The organism is Pseudomonas abieticivorans, from assembly GCF_023509015.1.
Lineage (GTDB): Bacteria > Pseudomonadota > Gammaproteobacteria > Pseudomonadales > Pseudomonadaceae > Aquipseudomonas > Aquipseudomonas abieticivorans.
Window position 1 is genome coordinate 874,033 of the sequence record NZ_CP094975.1, and the last position, 17,296, is coordinate 891,328.

At 62.6% G+C, this 17,296-nt stretch carries 18 protein-coding genes; 15 read left to right on the forward strand and 3 right to left on the reverse strand.

From position 1 onward, the window contains the following. The first annotated feature begins 86 nt into the window (after positions 1 to 86). The 3 genes from L9B60_RS03785 to L9B60_RS03795 all read left to right on the forward strand — a co-directional run bounded on the left by L9B60_RS03785 (position 87) and on the right by L9B60_RS03795 (position 3,986). On the forward strand, positions 87 to 1,376 hold the full coding sequence (locus L9B60_RS03785) for a M18 family aminopeptidase (protein ID WP_249676415.1): 1,290 nt from the start codon (positions 87 to 89) through the stop codon (positions 1,374 to 1,376). 199 nt (positions 1,377 to 1,575) lie between these two features. Further along, positions 1,576 to 1,740, forward strand: coding sequence for a hypothetical protein (locus tag L9B60_RS03790; protein WP_249676418.1), 165 nt, complete (start codon positions 1,576 to 1,578; stop codon positions 1,738 to 1,740). Between the two features lie 59 nt (positions 1,741 to 1,799). After that, entirely contained in the window at positions 1,800 to 3,986 is a 2,187-nt protein-coding gene (locus tag L9B60_RS03795) for a mechanosensitive ion channel family protein (protein WP_249676421.1), read from the forward strand. On the opposite strand, the gene L9B60_RS03800 is transcribed toward L9B60_RS03795, so the two are convergent. After that, positions 3,983 to 4,708: a UTRA domain-containing protein gene (locus L9B60_RS03800; RefSeq protein WP_249676425.1), complete on the reverse strand. Its 726-nt coding sequence runs from the start codon at positions 4,706 to 4,708 to the stop codon at positions 3,983 to 3,985. The genes L9B60_RS03795 and L9B60_RS03800 overlap by 4 nt on opposite strands. 352 nt (positions 4,709 to 5,060) lie before the next feature. Here L9B60_RS03800 and L9B60_RS03805 point away from each other — a divergent pair, with 352 nt between their 5' ends. From L9B60_RS03805 to L9B60_RS03830, 6 genes are all read left to right on the forward strand, one after another. Further along, positions 5,061 to 6,125: an ABC transporter substrate-binding protein gene (locus tag L9B60_RS03805; RefSeq protein WP_249676428.1), complete on the forward strand. Its 1,065-nt coding sequence runs from the start codon at positions 5,061 to 5,063 to the stop codon at positions 6,123 to 6,125. Positions 6,126 to 6,220: 95 nt separating this feature from the next. Further along, entirely contained in the window at positions 6,221 to 7,027 is an 807-nt protein-coding gene (locus L9B60_RS03810) for an alkaline phosphatase family protein (RefSeq protein WP_249676431.1), read from the forward strand. Positions 7,028 to 7,032: 5 nt separating this feature from the next. Beyond that, positions 7,033 to 7,866: an ABC transporter permease gene (locus L9B60_RS03815; protein ID WP_438866123.1), complete on the forward strand. Its 834-nt coding sequence runs from the start codon at positions 7,033 to 7,035 to the stop codon at positions 7,864 to 7,866. Further along, positions 7,853 to 8,650: an ABC transporter permease gene (locus tag L9B60_RS03820; RefSeq protein ID WP_249676435.1), complete on the forward strand. Its 798-nt coding sequence runs from the start codon at positions 7,853 to 7,855 to the stop codon at positions 8,648 to 8,650. Before L9B60_RS03815 ends, L9B60_RS03820 begins: the two co-directional genes overlap by 14 nt. Position 8,651: 1 nt before the next feature. Next, a complete protein-coding gene (locus tag L9B60_RS03825) occupies positions 8,652 to 9,641 on the forward strand; it encodes an ABC transporter ATP-binding protein (protein WP_249676439.1) in 990 nt (329 codons plus the stop codon). 27 nt (positions 9,642 to 9,668) lie between these two features. Continuing rightward, complete coding sequence (locus tag L9B60_RS03830; RefSeq protein ID WP_249676442.1) at positions 9,669 to 10,322, forward strand: HAD family hydrolase; 654 nt, start codon at positions 9,669 to 9,671, stop codon at positions 10,320 to 10,322. Here the strand turns inward: L9B60_RS03830 and L9B60_RS03835 are convergent. Both L9B60_RS03835 and L9B60_RS03840 read right to left on the reverse strand, forming a co-directional pair. Next, positions 10,310 to 10,906 carry a tRNA-uridine aminocarboxypropyltransferase gene (locus L9B60_RS03835; RefSeq protein WP_249676445.1) on the reverse strand — a complete coding sequence of 199 codons (597 nt, stop codon included), beginning with the start codon at positions 10,904 to 10,906 and terminating at the stop codon, positions 10,310 to 10,312. The genes L9B60_RS03830 and L9B60_RS03835 overlap by 13 nt on opposite strands. A 198-nt stretch (positions 10,907 to 11,104) precedes the next feature. After that, positions 11,105 to 11,998 carry a LysR family transcriptional regulator gene (locus L9B60_RS03840; RefSeq protein WP_249676449.1) on the reverse strand — a complete coding sequence of 298 codons (894 nt, stop codon included), beginning with the start codon at positions 11,996 to 11,998 and terminating at the stop codon, positions 11,105 to 11,107. Between the two features lie 232 nt (positions 11,999 to 12,230). Between L9B60_RS03840 and speB the strand changes: the two genes are divergently transcribed. The 6 genes from speB to L9B60_RS03870 all read left to right on the forward strand — a co-directional run bounded on the left by speB (position 12,231) and on the right by L9B60_RS03870 (position 17,272). Further along, on the forward strand, positions 12,231 to 13,181 hold the full coding sequence (speB, locus tag L9B60_RS03845; protein WP_249676453.1) for an agmatinase: 951 nt from the start codon (positions 12,231 to 12,233) through the stop codon (positions 13,179 to 13,181). Positions 13,182 to 13,191: 10 nt separating this feature from the next. Then, complete coding sequence (locus L9B60_RS03850; RefSeq protein ID WP_249676456.1) at positions 13,192 to 13,584, forward strand: YybH family protein; 393 nt, start codon at positions 13,192 to 13,194, stop codon at positions 13,582 to 13,584. Between the two features lie 66 nt (positions 13,585 to 13,650). Beyond that, positions 13,651 to 15,144, forward strand: coding sequence for a purine-cytosine permease family protein (locus L9B60_RS03855; RefSeq protein WP_249676457.1), 1,494 nt, complete (start codon positions 13,651 to 13,653; stop codon positions 15,142 to 15,144). A gap of 124 nt (positions 15,145 to 15,268) precedes the next feature. Further along, a complete protein-coding gene (locus L9B60_RS03860; protein ID WP_249676460.1) occupies positions 15,269 to 16,648 on the forward strand; it encodes a sodium:solute symporter family protein in 1,380 nt (459 codons plus the stop codon). A 142-nt stretch (positions 16,649 to 16,790) separates the two neighbouring features. Then, a complete protein-coding gene (locus L9B60_RS03865; RefSeq protein ID WP_249676461.1) occupies positions 16,791 to 17,018 on the forward strand; it encodes a hypothetical protein in 228 nt (75 codons plus the stop codon). Positions 17,019 to 17,032: 14 nt separating this feature from the next. After that, positions 17,033 to 17,272, forward strand: coding sequence for an acyl carrier protein (locus tag L9B60_RS03870; protein WP_249676463.1), 240 nt, complete (start codon positions 17,033 to 17,035; stop codon positions 17,270 to 17,272). The last annotated feature ends 24 nt before the right edge of the window (positions 17,273 to 17,296 follow it).

A 17,296-nucleotide genomic window follows, 5' to 3' on the forward strand; every position in this document is an offset into this window, starting at 1 on the left:
CAATGGCGTTGTAGGACCAGGCGTGCCTGGGAAACAGGCGACACAAAAATACGGTAAACTCGCGCCACTGCTGTCTGGAGCCACTTATGCGCGAAGCTTTGAACCAGGGCCTGATCGATTTCCTCAAGGCCTCCCCCACCCCATTCCACGCCACTGCCGCCCTGGCACAACGCCTGGAGGCTGCCGGTTACCAGCGCCTCGACGAACGTGACAGCTGGGCCACGGTGGCAGGCGGGCGTTATTACCTCACCCGTAACGACTCCTCCATCATCGCCTTTAAACTGGGCAAGCACTCGCCATTGATCGGCGGCATCCGCATGGTCGGCGCCCACACCGACAGCCCTTGCCTGCGGGTCAAGCCCCAGCCTGAGCTTCAGCGCCAAGGCTTCTGGCAATTGGGCGTGGAAGTCTACGGCGGCGCCTTGTTGGCGCCCTGGTTCGACCGCGACCTGTCCCTTGCCGGCCGCGTGACCTTCCGCCGTGACGGCAAGGTCGAGAGCCAACTGATCGACTTCAAGCTGCCGATCGCGGTCATCCCCAACCTGGCCATCCACCTCAATCGCGAGGCCAACCAGGGCTGGGCGATCAATGCCCAGACCGAACTGCCGCCGATCCTGGCCCAGGTTGCCGGTGACGAGCGCGTCGACTTCCGCGCCCTGCTCACCGAGCAACTGGCCCGCGAGCACGGCCTGAACGCCGACGTGGTGCTGGACTACGAGTTGAGTTTCTACGACACCCAAAGCGCAGCGGTGGTGGGCCTGCACGGCGAGTTCATCGCCGGCGCGCGCCTGGACAACCTGCTGTCGTGCTACGCCGCCCTGCAAGCGCTGCTCAACGCCGACAGCGACGAAACCTGCCTGTTCGTCGCCAACGACCATGAAGAGGTCGGCTCCTGTTCGGCCTGCGGCGCCGACGGCCCGATGCTGGAGCAAACCCTGCGCCGCGTGCTGCCGGAAGGTGACGATTTCGTGCGCACCATCCAGCGCTCCCTGCTGGTGTCGGCCGACAACGCCCACGGCGTACACCCCAACTACGCCGACAAGCACGACGCCAACCACGGCCCCAAGCTCAACGCCGGCCCGGTGATCAAGGTCAACAGCAACCAGCGCTACGCCACCAACAGCGAAACCGCTGGCTTCTTCCGCCACCTGTGCATGGCCGAGGAAGTGCCGGTGCAAAGCTTCGTGGTGCGCAGCGACATGGGCTGCGGCAGCACCATCGGCCCGATCACCGCCAGCCACCTGGGCGTGCGCACCGTGGACATCGGTTTGCCGACGTTCGCCATGCATTCGATCCGCGAGCTGTGCGGCAGCCAAGACCTGGGGCACCTTGTGAAAGTCCTCGACGCGTTCTACCGCAGCGTCGAAATGCCTTGATGGCCGCGTGACCGGGCTGTAGGAGCGGATTCATCCGCGAAAAGATCACCACGGTTAGCCAGGTGCACCGCGGCGTTTGCTTCGCGGATGAATCCGCTCCTACAAGAGCACGACCATCCCGTAGGAGCGGATTCATCCGCGAACCGGTCAGCGCTGTTCTAAACTTGGAATACTACCCAAGCAAAAGGACGCGCACCCCATGGACAGCTTTTACTCCATGCTCCTGCAGGTCATGGCCAGCCTGGCGTTGTTGACCGTAGGCTTCAACTTCCGCGAACGCGACCTTGGCGTGTTTACCCTGTGGGTCGGCATGCTTAGCCTGCTGGGCCTGGTGCTCTATCAGATCCTGCTCAAGCTCTCATAAACATTGCCCTCGCGTTGAAGTACACTCCTGCGACTGCCCCTTTCAAGGTCTATCGCCGCGTGCCTGCCTTTACCCGTCTGCTTGCCCTGCCGTTGCTGTTGCTGTTCTGCCTGCTGGCACTCACACCCGGTGCCCAGGCGGCCGGGTTGCCGAGCCTGCTGGCAGGCTCGCAGAAAGCCCAGCCCGCGCCCACCGAGCCCCTGGGCCAGTCCTTGGACCAGGTGATCCAGTCACTGGAAAACGATCAACAACGTACCAAGCTGCTGGCCGACCTGAAACGCCTGCGCGATACCACCAAAAAAGCCCAGCCGGCCGAGGAGCAAGGCGTGCTCGGCTTGATCGGCACTACCCTGCACCATCTGGAGCAGCAGTTCTCGGGCAACGACAGCCCGTTCAACCGTTGGGGCGATGAGCTGGACAAGGCCCAGCAAGAGCTGGTTGACCTGGCCTTGCCAGTGAACGAGTGGCCGCCGATCATCTTCGCCTTCGTGCTGATCATCCTGGTGTGGAGCCTGCTGGCCTACGGCTTGATCTGGGTCAGCCACAAGGTGCGCGTGCGCTTTGGCCTGAGCGAAGAGCTACCGCAACACCCACGCACCCTCGACCTGCTGCGTTTTGCCCTGCGCAAGCTAGGGCCGTGGCTGGTGGCGCTGGTCATCACGGTGTACGTGGGTTATGCCCTGCCCTCGTCCCTGGGCAAGGACCTGGCCATGGTGCTGGCCTATGCGCTGGTAGTCGGCACCTGTTTCTCGGCCGTCTGCGTGGTGGCCTTCTCACTGCTCGACGGACCGCATCGCCATCGCGCGCTGTACATCCTGCGTCGCCAGGCCTTCCGCCCGTTATGGTTGATCGGCAGCTTCGCCGCTTTCGGCGAGGCCCTGAGCGACCCGCGCATGGTCGCCAACCTGGGCGTGTATCTATCGCACACCGCCGCTACCCTGGCCAATGTGCTGGCGGCGTTGTCCACCGGGCTGTTCATCCTGCGGTTCCGCCGGCCCATTGCCCACCTGATCCGCAACCAGCCACTGTCGCGGCGCCTGACCCGCCGGGCCCTGAGCGACACGGTCGAGATCCTCGGCACCTTTTGGTACCTGCCGGCGTTGGTGCTGGTGGGCATCTCGCTGTTCGCCACCTTCGTCTCCGCCGGTGACTCCAGCACGGCCCTGCGCCAGTCACTGGTGTGCACCGTGCTGGTGGTGCTGTGCATGGTCTGCAATGGCCTGGTACGGCGCCACGCGCTGCGGCCGAAAAAAGGCATCAAGCGCCACGCGCTGTACTCCGAGCGCCTGAAGAATTTCGCCTACACCCTGGTGCACTTGGTGATCTGGCTGGCCTTTATCGAACTGGGCCTGCGGGTGTGGGACATGTCGTTGATCCGCTTTACCGAAGGCGATGGCCATGACATCAGCGTCAAGCTGTTTGGCCTGGCCGGCACGCTGCTGCTCGCTTGGCTGATCTGGATCCTGGCCGACACAGCGGTGCATCACACCCTCACCCATTCGCGCAAAGGCCTGGCCAACGCCCGCGCGCAAACCATGCTGCCGCTGATTCGCAACGTGCTGTTCGTGGCGATCTTCATCATCGCCGCCATCGTCGCCCTGGCCAACATGGGCATGAACGTCACGCCCCTGCTGGCCGGTGCCGGCGTGATCGGCCTGGCCATCGGTTTCGGTGCCCAGTCACTGGTCGCGGACCTGATCACCGGGCTGTTCATCATCATCGAAGACTCGCTGGCCATCGACGACTACGTCGACGTGGGCGGCCACCTGGGCACGGTCGAAGGCCTGACCATCCGCACCGTGCGCCTGCGCGACATCGACGGCATCGTGCACACCATCCCGTTCAGCGAAATCAAGAGCATCAAGAACTACTCGCGCGAATTCGGCTATGCGATCTTCCGCGTCGCCATCCCCCAGAGCATGGACATCGACAGCGCGATCAAGTTGATGCGCGACGTCGGCCAGAAAATGCGCACCGACCCGCTGCAACGGCGCAACATCTGGTCGCCGCTGGAGATCCAGGGCGTGGAAAGCTTTGAGTCCGGCACCGCGATCCTGCGCGCCCGTTTCAAGACCGCCCCCATCAAGCAATGGGAAGTGTCGCGGGCCTTCAACCTGGCGCTCAAGCGCCAGTTGGACGAAGCCGGCCTGGACTTGGCTACCCCGCGCCTGAGCGTGCAAGTCGTCACCAGCTCCGCCCCCCCTGCAGGCGCGGATTCATCCGCCAACAGCACACCGCCGGCCTAACCGGCACTGCCGCCCACATCGGCACTCACGGCGATCGCATCATGGCGCCAGTGCTCCAGGTCACAATCGATCAGGCGCCCCTGCTGGTCGTAATTGACCCGGGTGATCTTCAAGCCCGGGCTGCCCACCGACACCTTCAACGCTGCCGCGGCTTCAGCGTGCAGCGCGGTGGGCGCCATCTCGAAGCGCACGCGGCCATATTCAATGCCGTATTGGCGTGCGTAGATCTCGGTCAGCGGCGTGCTTAAATCCAAATCCAATATGCCGGGAAAGTACTGCGGGTTGAGGTAATGCTCCACGTACAGCACCAGGCGCTGATCGATGCGCCGGGTGCGGCACAACTGGATCACGCTGGACAGCGGCGGCAACTGCAAGCTGGCGCACACGGCCGCAGGCGCCGGCTGCAAACGGGCCGTGAGCAGTTGCGTGGACGGCTCGCGGCCCTGGTCGCGGACCATGGCATGGAAGTGGCTGCGCTTCATCAGGTCGTAGGTCAGGCGCGGCGGTGAGATAAACCAGCCACGGCGCTCTTCGCGGTAGATCAGCCCGCGGGCCTCCAGTTGCACCAACGCCTCGCGCACGGTGATGCGCGTGGTGTCGAACACCTCGCTCAGTTTGCGCTCGGCCGGCAGTTTGCAGCCGGCCGCCAGCAAACCGTGCTCAATCTGTTCCTGCAGTGCCTGGCTGATGGCCGTGACGGCTCGAGGTGCACTGTCGCGCATCAAAATAATCCTTTCTGGTCTAGTCCAGCCTCATAACGAGGCACGGGCTGCTTTTTCGTGCAGCGCCCTGGGTGGTTACAAGGGTAGGCAATTTAAATGACCACGCCATGACAGGGCCGCCACACGGCCATCGCCCACGGGCCTCAAGCCCTTGCAGATCAGCCACTTGAAACTGGTCTACGCTTATCGCTCAGGGCAGCCGAATGGGGCTCTGCAAGGCCCGCGCCAGAGCCACGTACATCAAATTGTCATGGGGCTGGCCTAGATTGGCGCGAGGTTTGCTGATCTAGACCAACAGGCCGGCAACGCCCTCGATAAAAATGCGTCTCCCACGCGACCCAAGGAGCTTCGGATGAAAAAGCTTTTCCTGGCATCACTGTTAGGTACCAGCATCGCCCTCAGCATGACGGCAATGGCAGCAGACACCGACCTGAAAACCCTGGAAGCCGCCGCCAAGGCTGAAGGCGAAGTCAACAGCGTGGGCATGCCCGACGCCTGGGCCAACTGGAAGGGCACCTGGGCAGACCTGTTGACCAAATACGGCCTCAAGCACATGGACACCGACATGAGCTCGGCCCAGGAAGTGGCCAAGTTCGACGCCGAGAAAGACAACGCCAGCGCCGACATCGGCGACGTGGGCGCAGCCTTCGGCCCCATCGCCGAGAAAAAAGGCGTGACCCAGCCCTACAAACCGAGCACCTGGAGCCAGATCCCGGACTGGGCCAAGGACAAGGACGGCCACTGGATGCTCGCCTACACCGGCTCCATCGCTTTCATCATCAACAAGCAACTGGTCAAGGATGAAGACGCCCCCAAGAGCTGGAAAGACCTGGAGAGCGGCAAGTACAAAGTCGCCATCGGTGACGTGAGCACCGCCGCGCAAGCCGCCAACGGCGTGCTGGCCGCCGCCATCGCCCGTGGTGGCGACGAAAGCAACCTGGCCCCCGGCCTGGAACTGTTCACCAAACTTGCCCAGCAAAAGCGCCTGTCGCTGGCCAACCCGACCATCCAGACCCTGGAGAAGGGCGAGATCGAAGTGGGCGTGGTGTGGGACTTCAACGGCCTGAGCTACCGCGACCAGATCGACCCCAAGCGCTTCACCGTGTTGATCCCCTCTGACGGTTCGGTGATTTCCGGCTACACCACCATCATCAACAAATACGCCAAGCACCCGAACGCTGCCAAGTTGGCGCGCGAGTACATCCTGAGCGACGAAGGCCAGATCAACCTGGCCCGCGGCTATGCGCGGCCGATCCGTGCAGACCACGTCAAGCTGCCGGCCGACGTGGCGGCCAAGCTGCTGCCGGCCGAGCAGTACAAAAGCGTGAAGCCGATCAGCAACCCTGATGCCTGGGAAAAGAGCTCCAAGGCCCTGCCGCAGCAGTGGAACGAGCAAGTGATCATCGAGATGAATTGATCGGTGTGCCTGGTTCGCGGATCAATCCGCTCCTACAGCTGTAGGAGCGGGTTGATCCGCGAAAAGGCCCCACCCTTTCCCGGAAGGACCGCCTCATGTCCCACAAAACCATCCTGGTACTACTCGACGGCCTGAGCTATCAGGTCGCCGAGCACGCCATGGGCCATTTGCAGGCCTATGTCGGTGCCGGCAAGGCCGCGCTGTACAAACTTGAATGCGAACTGCCGGCGCTGTCGCGACCGCTTTATGAGTGCATCCTGACCGGCGTTGCGCCTATCGACAGCGGCATCGTGCACAACAACGTATCGCGCCTGTCCAACCAGCGCAGCGTGTTCCACTACGCCAGCGAAGCCGGCCTGGTCACGGCCGCCGCGGCTTACCACTGGGTCAGCGAACTGTATAACCGCTCGCCCTTCGACGCCGCCCGCGACCGCCACACCGCTGCGCCGCACCAACCGATCCAGCACGGCCATTTCTACTGGTCAGATCACTACCCCGACTCACACTTGTTCGCTGATGGCGAAGACCTGCGCTTGCGCCACCACCCGGATTTCTTGCTGATCCACCCGATGAACATCGACGACGCGGGCCACAAGCACGGCCTGGACAGTTCGCAATACCGCAACAGCGCCCGCGGCGCCGACGTGATTTTGGCCGACTACCTGCAAGGGTGGCTGGACGCCGGCTACCAGGTGCTGGTAACCGCCGACCACGGCATGAACAACGACCGCTCGCACAATGGCCTGCTGCCCGAAGAGCGCGAAGTGCCCTTGTTCGTGCTGGGCAGCGCCTTCAGCCTTGACCCCAATGCCCAACCCAAACAGACGGACCTGTGCGGCACGATCTGCCACTTGCTGGGCGTGGCCCACGACAAGCCGGCCTGCCGGGAGCTGCTCACGTGAACAACCTGACCCGCGGCAAATGGCTGGCCCTGTTGTGCCTGGTGCCCTTCGCCGTCTTCTTCATCGCCTTCCAGATCGCCCCGCTGGCCTGGGTCGCCATCCACAGCCTGCAAACCGACGACGGCTGGAGCCTGGCCAACTTCGTCAAGGCGTTCACTTCCAAGTTTTACCTGCAAGCCATTCAGTTCAGCCTGGAGATCAGTTTCTGGTCCAGTGTGTTTGGCATCCTCATCGCCATCCTGGGCAGCTATTCGTTGCGCCGGGTGGACTCCAAACTACGCGACTTCGTCACCGCCTTCGCCAACATGACCAGCAACTTCGCCGGCGTGCCCCTGGCGTTTGCCTTCATCATCCTGCTGGGCTTCAACGGCAGCCTGACGATGATGCTCAAGCAAAGCGGCCTGATCAGCGATTTCAACCTGTACTCCAAAACCGGCCTGATCATCCTCTACACCTATTTCCAGATCCCCCTGGGCGTGCTGCTGCTGTTCCCGGCCTTCGACGCCTTGCGCGAAGACTGGCGCGAATCATCGGCCCTGCTGGGCGCGAGCGCCTGGGATTACTGGCGGCACATCGGCCTGCCGGTGTTGACCCCCGCGCTGTTGGGCACCTTCGTGATCCTGCTGGCCAATGCCCTGGGCGCCTACGCCACGGTGTACGCGCTGACCACCGGCAACTTCAACGTGCTGCCCATCCGCATTGCCGCGATGGTGGCGGGCGACATCAGCCTGGACCCTAACCTTGCCAGCGCCCTGGCGATGATCCTGGTGGGCCTGATGACCCTGGTCACCCTCATCCATCAATGGCTGCTGCGAAGGAGCTACCATGTCGCGCGCTGAAGCCGGACCCGGCGGCCTATACCACCGCGTGGTGGTTTACCTGCTGTTCATCATTTTGCTGCTGCCCTTGGCGGGCACCCTGCTCTACTCCCTGGCCACCAGTTGGTCGGCGACTATCTTGCCCAGCGGCCTGACCTTCAAGTGGTACCTGGACCTGTGGAGCGATGCGCGCTTTTTGCATGCCTTCGGTCAGTCCTTGATCGTGTGCGTGGGTGCATTGGTGCTGTCGGTGGTGTTGATCCTGCCGCTGCTGTTCGTGGTGCATTACCACTTCCCCAAGCTGGACGGGTTGATGAACATCCTGATCCTGCTGCCCTTCGCGGTGCCGCCGGTGGTGTCCTCGGTGGGCCTGTTGCAGTTGTACGGGTCTGGCCCGCTGGCGATGGTGGGCACGCCGTGGATACTGATCGGTTGCTACTTCACCGTGGCGCTGCCCTTCATGTACCGGGCCATCACCAACAACCTGCAGGCGATCAACCTGCGCGACCTGATGGACGCCGCCCAACTGCTGGGCGCCAGCACCTTCCAGGCGGCGATCCTGGTGGTGTTGCCCAACCTGCGCAAAGGCCTGATGGTGGCCTTGCTGCTGTCATTCTCGTTTTTGTTCGGCGAGTTCGTGTTTGCCAACCTGCTGGTGGGCACCCGTTATGAAACCCTGCAGGTTTACCTCAACAACATGCGCAACAGCAGCGGCCACTTCAACAGCGCCCTGGTGATTTCCTATTTCCTCTTCGTGCTGGTGCTGACCTGGGCCGCCAATCGCTTGAACAAGGACAAAGACTGAGATGAGTTTCGTCAGCGTCGAAAACCTGCAAAAGCACTACGCCGACACCCCGGTGTTCAGCGACATCAACTTCACCATCGCCCGTGGCGAGTTTGTCACCCTGCTCGGCCCCTCCGGTTGCGGCAAGTCCACGCTGCTGCGTTGCATCGCTGGGCTGACCCCGGTCAACAGCGGCAAGATCATCCTCGATGGCCACGACCTGGTGCCGCTGACCCCGCAAAAGCGCGACATCGGCATGGTGTTCCAAAGCTATGCGCTGTTCCCCAACATGACCGTGGAGCAGAACGTGGCGTTCGGCCTGCGCATGCACAAGGTGCCCAAGGAGCAAAGCCTGCAACGGGTGGCCGAAGTGCTGGCACTGGTAGAGCTCAAGGACTTTGCCAAACGCTACCCGCACCAAATGTCGGGCGGCCAGTGCCAACGCGTGGCCTTGGCCCGCTCGCTGGTCACTCGCCCGCGCCTGTTATTGCTGGACGAGCCGTTGTCGGCACTCGATGCGCGCATCCGCAAGCACCTGCGCGAACAGATCCGCGCCATCCAGCAGGAACTGGGCCTGACCACCATCTTCGTTACCCATGACCAGGAAGAAGCCCTGACCATGAGCGACCGGATTTTCTTGATGAACCAAGGCAAGATCGTCCAGAGCGGCGACGCCCAAAGCCTGTACACCGCGCCCATCGACGCCTTTGCCGCAGGCTTCATCGGCAACTACAACCTGCTCGACGCCAGCAGCGCCAGCCGCCTGCTGCAACGGCCAATCGATTCGCGCCTGGCCATCCGCCCGGAATCGATTTCCCTGAGCCTGACCGGCGAGCTGGAAGGTGAAATCCGCAGCCACAGCCTGCTGGGCAACGTGATTCGCTACCGCATCGAGGCCCGCGGCGTGGAATTGGTGGTGGACGTGCTCAACCGTTCGGCCAGCGACCTGCATGCCAATGGTCAACGCGTGTCGCTTTCCATCGATCCCGAGGCGCTTTGTGCGGTAGCCTGAACAGACTTTTCAAGGAGCAATTGCGAGATGGCTTTAGCGATTTTCGACCTGGATGAAACCCTGATCCATGGCGACTGCGCCACCCTGTGGAGCGAACAGATGGGCCGCCTGGGCTGGGTAGACCCCGAGGACTTCATGCGCCGCAACAATGAGCTGATGGACGCCTACAGCCAAGGCAAACTGGCCATGGAAGACTACATGGCCTTCAGCCTTGAGCCGATGATCGGCCGCACGCCCGAGGAGGTCGAGCACCTGGTGGGCCCGTGGGTGGAGGACTTTATCGAGCCGATCATTTTCAGTGACGCCACCAAGACCATCGCCCAACACCGCAAGGCCGGCGACCGCATCCTGATCATTTCCGCCTCCGGGACCCACCTGGTCGGCCCGATCGCCGAGCGCCTGGGCGTGGACGAAATCCTGGCCATCGACCTGGACGTGCAGCATGGCGTGTACAGCGGCCAGACCGTGGGCACCCTCACCTACCGCGAAGGCAAGATCACCCGCTTGCTGGAATGGCTGGATGCCGAGGAAGAGAACCTGGAAGGCGCGACCTTCTACTCCGACTCACGCAATGACCTGCCGCTACTGCTCAAGGTTGATCACCCGCAGGTGGTGAACCCGGACCCGGTGCTGCGTGAGCATGCCGAGAAGGCTGGGTGGCCGATTCATCATTGGGTGTGATGATTGCGCCGGTAAACCTGCTCACCCATCGCCGCTATCTGCCCTTCTATCAGTGCATCGAAGGGCTTGAGCAGCGGCTGGTAGTTTGCCGGCGCCTCCAGTACTTCCAGCGCCTGGGTAATCGCCTCGATCGTTGACAGTGCCTCAGGCCCCGGTGCCTTGCGCAGCCGGTAACGCGAAGGTGCGGCGCCGTCCAGGGTGACGCGGGGCAATGCCGCGAGCAGCGGATTGAGGTGCAGCATCTTCTTAGCCTTGCGCCAGGTGCCGTCGGGGACCACCAGTAACATCGGTTCTTGCGCCGGTGCATAGGCGCCGAGCACCTGCGCCCCCTCGCCTGGGAACAACAGGCAGGCGCGATGGCCTGGCCGGTTGAGCAACACTTCAAGGTTTTCGAAGGTTTCGCCCACCACCAACTCGGCATTGCGCAGGCCCAGTGCCGCCAGGCGGGCAGTGTTGAGGGCGTGGTCGACTTCGCTGGGGTGCTGCAACACGAGCACGCGAGTGCGGCTGGGCAGGTGCGGGATCAGGGGGCAGAGGCAATGTGCTTGTGGGCGCAGGCAGCGCGGGCAACTGGGGCGTGGCATGGTGACGGTCTCCTGGCCCGCCATGATACCCCGGCATGGGCCTGCCCTGTAGGCGCGGATTCACCCGCGAATAATAAAACGCGGTTTCTATTGATGCATTACGGCGCTCTTTTCGCGGCTAAATCCCACGCCTACAAGACGCTTGGTCAGCGGTTGAAGCGCTCGGCCACAGGGGGGCTGAACGAACGCCGCACGGCATCACAACGGGTTGAGCTGCGCCTTGAGCAGGTCGCGAAAGGTCTGGATCAGCGGCTCGCGGCTGCGCCCCCGACGGGTGATCATCGAGAACGGCGCCTGGTAACCGAAGGTGGCCGGTGACAGCACGCGCAAGTCGCCCTTGTCGGCCCAGGGCTGAGCGTAATGCTCGGGCAGGTAGCCGATGTAGGCGCCCGACAGCACCAATATCAACTGCGCCTCCATGCTCTCCACGGTCGCGGCACTGTGCTTGAAACCGTGGCGGGCCAGCTCCGCCTGGCTCCAGTAGCCGCGCCCGACCATGCGCTGTTGGGTGATCACCTGCTCGGGGATGCGCCGCTCGGCATACAGCGGGTGGCGGTTGCTGCAATACAGCCAATGCTGCTCGCGGTACAGCGGCTGGTACACCAGGCCGCTCATGCGCGTGGAAAACGCGCCGATGGCCAGGTCCAGGCGGTTGTCCTGCACCCCCTGTTGCAACTCATAGGGGCTGGACACCGACAGGTGCAGGTGCACGGCCGGGTGTTCCTGGGTGTAGGCGCCGATGGCCTCGGCGAACGGCAAGGCGCGGTCGCTGACGGTGGAGTCGATGACCCCCAGGTTCAAGGTGCCGCGCAACTCGCCCTTGAGCGCGGCGGCGTACTGCTCGAAACCTTCCATTTCGGCCATCAGGCGCAGGGTTTCCTGATGGAACAGCTCGCCCTTGCTGGTCAGGCTGAACCCGCCACGGCCACGGTGGCACAGCACGATGCCCAGGGCGGCCTCAAGCTGGCTCATGTAGGTGCTGATCGCCGAGGTCGACAGGTTGAGTTCCTGCTGGGCATTGGCGAAGCCCTGGTGGCGGACGATGCTGACGAATATGCGCAGCAGTTTCAGGTCGGGGAGTGCGTTGGCCATAGGGTCACACAAATGGGGAGGACGAACACTGTGAGAGCAACGCTTGCTTGCGATGGCGCCCTTGAGAACGCCGCCACAAGCAACCGTTGCCCCCACGCATTCAAATTAGTTTAGCGCCATTAGTTCAGAAAAATCTGAACTAAGTATTTCTCGGTAGCGATTCTTCCACCTCACTACATTTTGCAGACTCCGCCCCAACGTCTAAAAAATTCAAAAATGATGAGGTAAACCCGTGGACAAGATTCTTCACCAACCACTGGGCGGTAACGAAATGCCGCGTTTCGGCGGCATCGCCACCATGATGCGCCTGCCCCACCTGCAAACCGCAGCAGGCCTTGACGCTGCCTTCATCGGTATCCCGCTGGACATCGGCACCTCGCTGCGCTCCGGCACCCGCTTCGGCCCCCGTGAGATCCGCGCCGAATCGGTGATGATCCGCCCCTACAACATGGCCACTGGCGCCGCCCCGTTCGACTCGCTGGCGGTGGCCGACATCGGTGACGTGGCGATCAACACCTTCAACCTGCTCGACGCCGTGCGCATCATCGAGCAGGCCTACGACGAAATCCTCGAACACGACGTGATCCCCCTGACCCTGGGTGGCGACCACACCGTGACCCTGCCGATCCTGCGGGCTATTCACAAGAAGCACGGCAAAGTGGGCCTGGTGCACATCGACGCGCATGCCGACGTCAACGACCACATGTTCGGCGAGAAAATCGCCCACGGCACCACCTTCCGCCGCGCCGTGGAAGAAGGCCTGCTGGACTGCAACCGCGTGGTGCAGATCGGCCTGCGTGCCCAGGGCTACACCGCCGAAGACTTCAACTGGAGCCGCAAGCAGGGTTTCCGCGTGGTGCAGGCCGAAGAGTGCTGGCACAAATCACTGGGCCCACTGATGGAGGAAGTGCGTGCCCAGGTCGGTGACGGCCCGGTGTACCTGAGCTTCGACATCGACGGTATCGACCCGGCCTGGGCGCCCGGCACCGGCACCCCGGAAATCGGCGGCCTGACCACCATCCAGGCGATCGAAATCGTGCGCGGCTGCCAAGGCCTGGACCTGATCGGTTGCGATCTGGTAGAAGTCTCGCCGCCTTACGACACCACCGGCAACACCTCGCTGCTGGGCGCCAACCTGCTGTACGAAATGCTCTGCGTACTGCCCGGCGTGGCCCACCGCTGAGGACATGACCATGAGCGATCAACAACACGTATTGGACGCTGCCGCCGAGTTGGTTGCAGCGTTCGCCAAAAACGATCGTGAGGCCTATTTCGGCGCGTTCAGCGCCGATGCCAGCTTTGTGTTTTACACCCTGGCGCAGCCGTTGCTCAGCCGCGACGCCTATCAGGCGTTGTGGGACAGCTCGCGGCGCGAGGATGGCTTCGAGGTGCTTTCGTGCACCTCAAGCAATGCATTTGTCAGCCTGCAGGGCGACGTGGCGATTTTTATCCACGACGTGGCCACAGAGCTGCGCATGCAAGGGGAGCTGTGCTTTAGCCAGGAACGGGAAACCATCGTTTTCCGTAAAGAACAACAAGGCCGTTGGCTGGCCTGCCACGAACATTTGTCTGCGACACCCCAATAACTGCCCCCCAAAAAGCCCGCGAAGTGCCCCCGGCGTTGGGGCACGATGCAATGATCGGAGCAGATCATGAATAACAACAACAGTGCACAAAGCATTAGCCAGATAGAAACGAACGGGGTGGAGCAGATTCCCGATCATGAAAGAACCGCCAAGCCGCTTGACCTGTTCCGCCTGATCTTTGGCGGCGCCAACACCTTTTCCACCGCGGTGCTGGGCAGTTTCCCGGTGCTGTTCGGCCTGTCGTTCCAGGCCGGGCTGGTGGCAATCCTGCTGGGCACCCTGGTCGGTGCAATCATTCTCGCGCCCATGGGCTTGTTCGGCCCGATCAATGGCACCAACAATGCCGTATCCTCAGGCGCGCACTTTGGTGTGCACGGGCGCATCGTCGGCTCCTTTCTGTCGCTGCTGACCGCCATCGCGTTTTTCTCGCTGTCGGTATGGAGCTCGGGGGACGCGCTGGTCGGCGGCGCCAAGCGCCTGGTCGGCTTGCCGGAAACCGACCTCAGCCTGGGCCTGACCTACGGCCTGTTCGCGGTGCTGGTATTGGCCGTGTGCATCTATGGCTTTCGCTTCATGCTGTGGGTTAACAAAATCGCCGTCTGGACCGCCAGCATTCTGTTCGTGCTGGGTTTCTTCGCGTTTTCCGGGCAGTTCGACAGCCAGTTCGCCGGCACCGTCAGCCAAGGCCAAGCCGGTTTCTGGGCCGCGTTCATCGGCGCCTCGCTAGTGGCCATGAGCAACCCGATCTCGTTCGGTGCATTCCTGGGTGACTGGTCGCGCTACATCCCGCGCAACACGCCCAAGGGGCGCATCCTCGGCGCGGTGATCCTGGCCCAGTTGGCCACCTTGCTGCCAGCGTTGTTCGGCCTGGTGACCGCGACCATCGTCGCCGCCCATGCCCCCGACTACATCGCCAACAACAACTACGTGGGCGGCCTGCTGGCCGTGGCGCCAAGCTGGTTCTTCCTGCCGGTGTGCCTGTTGGCGGTGATCGGCGGCATGTCCACCGGCACCACGGCGCTGTATGGCACGGGGCTGGACATGTCCAGCGTGTTCCCGCGCCTGCTGTCGCGGGTACAGGCCACCTTGCTGATCGGGGTGATGTCCATCGCCTTTATCTTCATTGGCCGGTTTGCCTTCAACCTGGTGCAAAGCGTGTCGACTTTCGTGGTGCTGATCATCACTTGCACCACCCCGTGGATGGTGATCATGCTGATCGGCCTGCTGGTGCGCCGTGGCTGGTACTGCCCGGATGACCTGCAAGTGTTCACCCGCGGCGAAACCGGCGGGCGCTACTGGTTCAGCCATGGCTGGAATTTCCGTGGCCTGGGTGCCTGGATCCCCAGCGCGCTGGTGGGCCTGTGCTTCGTCAACCTGCCGGGGCAGTTCGTCGGCCCCCTGGGCAACCTGGCCGGTGGCATCGACATCAGCCTGCCGGTGACCCTGGGCCTGGCGGCCGTGGTGTACATCGTGCTGCTCAAGCTGTTCCCGGAAACGGCCGCGGTCTACGGCCCGAAGCAACAACGCGGTAGCGCGGTGCCCCTGGCTGCAGCTGCCTGATATGCGCCGGTGCTTTTCGCGGATGAGTCCGCGCCTACGGCAAATCCCCGTAGGCGCCAATTCATCCACGTAGCAGGCGCCGCAGTCTCTAAAACCTATAAGAAACACGCTTGGAGAATTCCCCATGGCTTTAGATATTTTCGTCGTCGCGCTTTACGCGGCCGGCATGCTCATGCTCGGCTGGTACGGCATGCGCAAGGCCAAGACCCATGAAGACTACCTGGTGGCCGGTCGCAACCTGGGCCCTTCGCTGTACATGGGCACCATGGCGGCCACGGTACTGGGCGGCGCATCCACCGTGGGCACCGTGCGCCTGGGCTACGTGCATGGTATTTCCGGTTTCTGGCTGTGCGCGGCCCTGGGCCTGGGCATCGTCGCGCTGAACCTGTTCCTGGCCAAGCCGCTGCTCAAGCTGAAGATTTTCACCGTGACCCAGGTGCTGGAAAAGCGCTACAACCCCATGGCCCGCCAGGCCAGTGCGGTGATCATGCTGGCCTACGCACTGATGATCGGCGTGACCTCCATCCTGGCCATCGGCACCGTGCTGCAAGTGCTGTTCAACCTGCCCTTCTGGCTATCGATCATGCTGGGCGGCGGCGTGGTGGTGGTGTACTCGACCATCGGTGGCATGTGGTCGCTGACCCTGACCGATATCGTCCAGTTCGTGATCAAAACCGTCGGTCTGATGTTCATTCTGCTGCCGATCTGCCTGTACCGCGTGGGCGGCTGGGACCAGTTGGTGGCCAAGCTGCCAGCCAGTAGCTTCAGCTTCACCGCCATCGGTTGGGACACCATCATCACCTACTTCCTGATCTACTTCTTCGGCATCCTGATCGGCCAGGACATCTGGCAACGGGTATTCACCGCCAAGAGTGACAAGGTGGCGAAATACGCCGGCACCACGGCGGGCATCTACTGCATTTTCTACGGCCTGGCCTGCGCCCTGATCGGCATGGCTGCCCACGTGCTGCTGCCCGACCTTGATAACGTCAACAATGCCTTTGCCGCCATCGTCAAAGTGACCCTGCCCGACGGCATTCGCGGCCTGGTGATTGCCGCCGCATTGGCCGCCATGATGTCCACCGCCAGCGCCGGCCTGTTGGCGGCATCCACGGTACTCACCGAAGACCTGCTGCCAAAACTGCGTGGCGGCAAGCAATCGAGCCTGGGCATCAACCGCCTGTTCACCGCCATCACAGGCCTGGTGGTGCTGTGCATCGCACTGGTGGTCAGCGATGTGATCAGCGCGCTCACCCTGGCTTACAACCTGCTGGTGGGTGGCATGCTGATCCCGTTGATGGGGGCCATCTTCTGGAAACGCGCCACCACCGCCGGCGCCATCACCAGCATGACCCTGGGCTTTGTCACCGCCTTGGGGTTCATGCTCAAGGACGGCCTGGACGCCAATACGCCGATCTACTACAGCCTGGCCGTGGGCTTGGCCAGCTTCGTGATCGTCAGCCTTTTGTCACGTAACCCCCTGCCTGCCGCAAAACTGGCCTAAGCTATTGATAGTCGTCGCGTACTGGCTGCGCGACGGCTATCAACGCAGGGACCCGTTGATCAGATTCATCTGACAACCAGTGCAAACGAATTGCCTAGGACATTTTCGGGGCCGCCTTGTGGCCTGAACTGCCGAGGTCGCCATGAACAGTACCGACATCCAACTGCATATCCACAGTTCGATTCAGCAGCAAATTTCCCAGCAGGCGCCCAATGCCTGCCGCCTGGACATCGATGCCTTGTTCAGCACCCTTGAACACACCTTCGATATCGAATTGAACCCACGCTGCGTGCTGCCCCATGTGCGCACCATCCGCGAACTCAGCCAAGTGATCATGGAAAAGACCCGCCTCGAACGCACCGAGACTTGAGCACGGGCCCGGTGGTGAACGTTGCACACAGCGTGCGCGCAGCCATTGCCCGCCAGGTGGGCTTCGACAACTTCGATGATCGGGCGACCCTGCAATCGTTGGGCCTGGACCGTGAGGACATCCTGGAGCTGATCTTCCGGCTGCAGGACCAATTTGAATTAACCGCGCGCACGCGTGATGAGGATCAGTTGGCTGACCACGCGTTGACGGTTGAGGATGTGTGTCGCTTTATCGAACAGTTGGCAAAGCGATAAACGATGGCCCGAGCAATCGCCCAG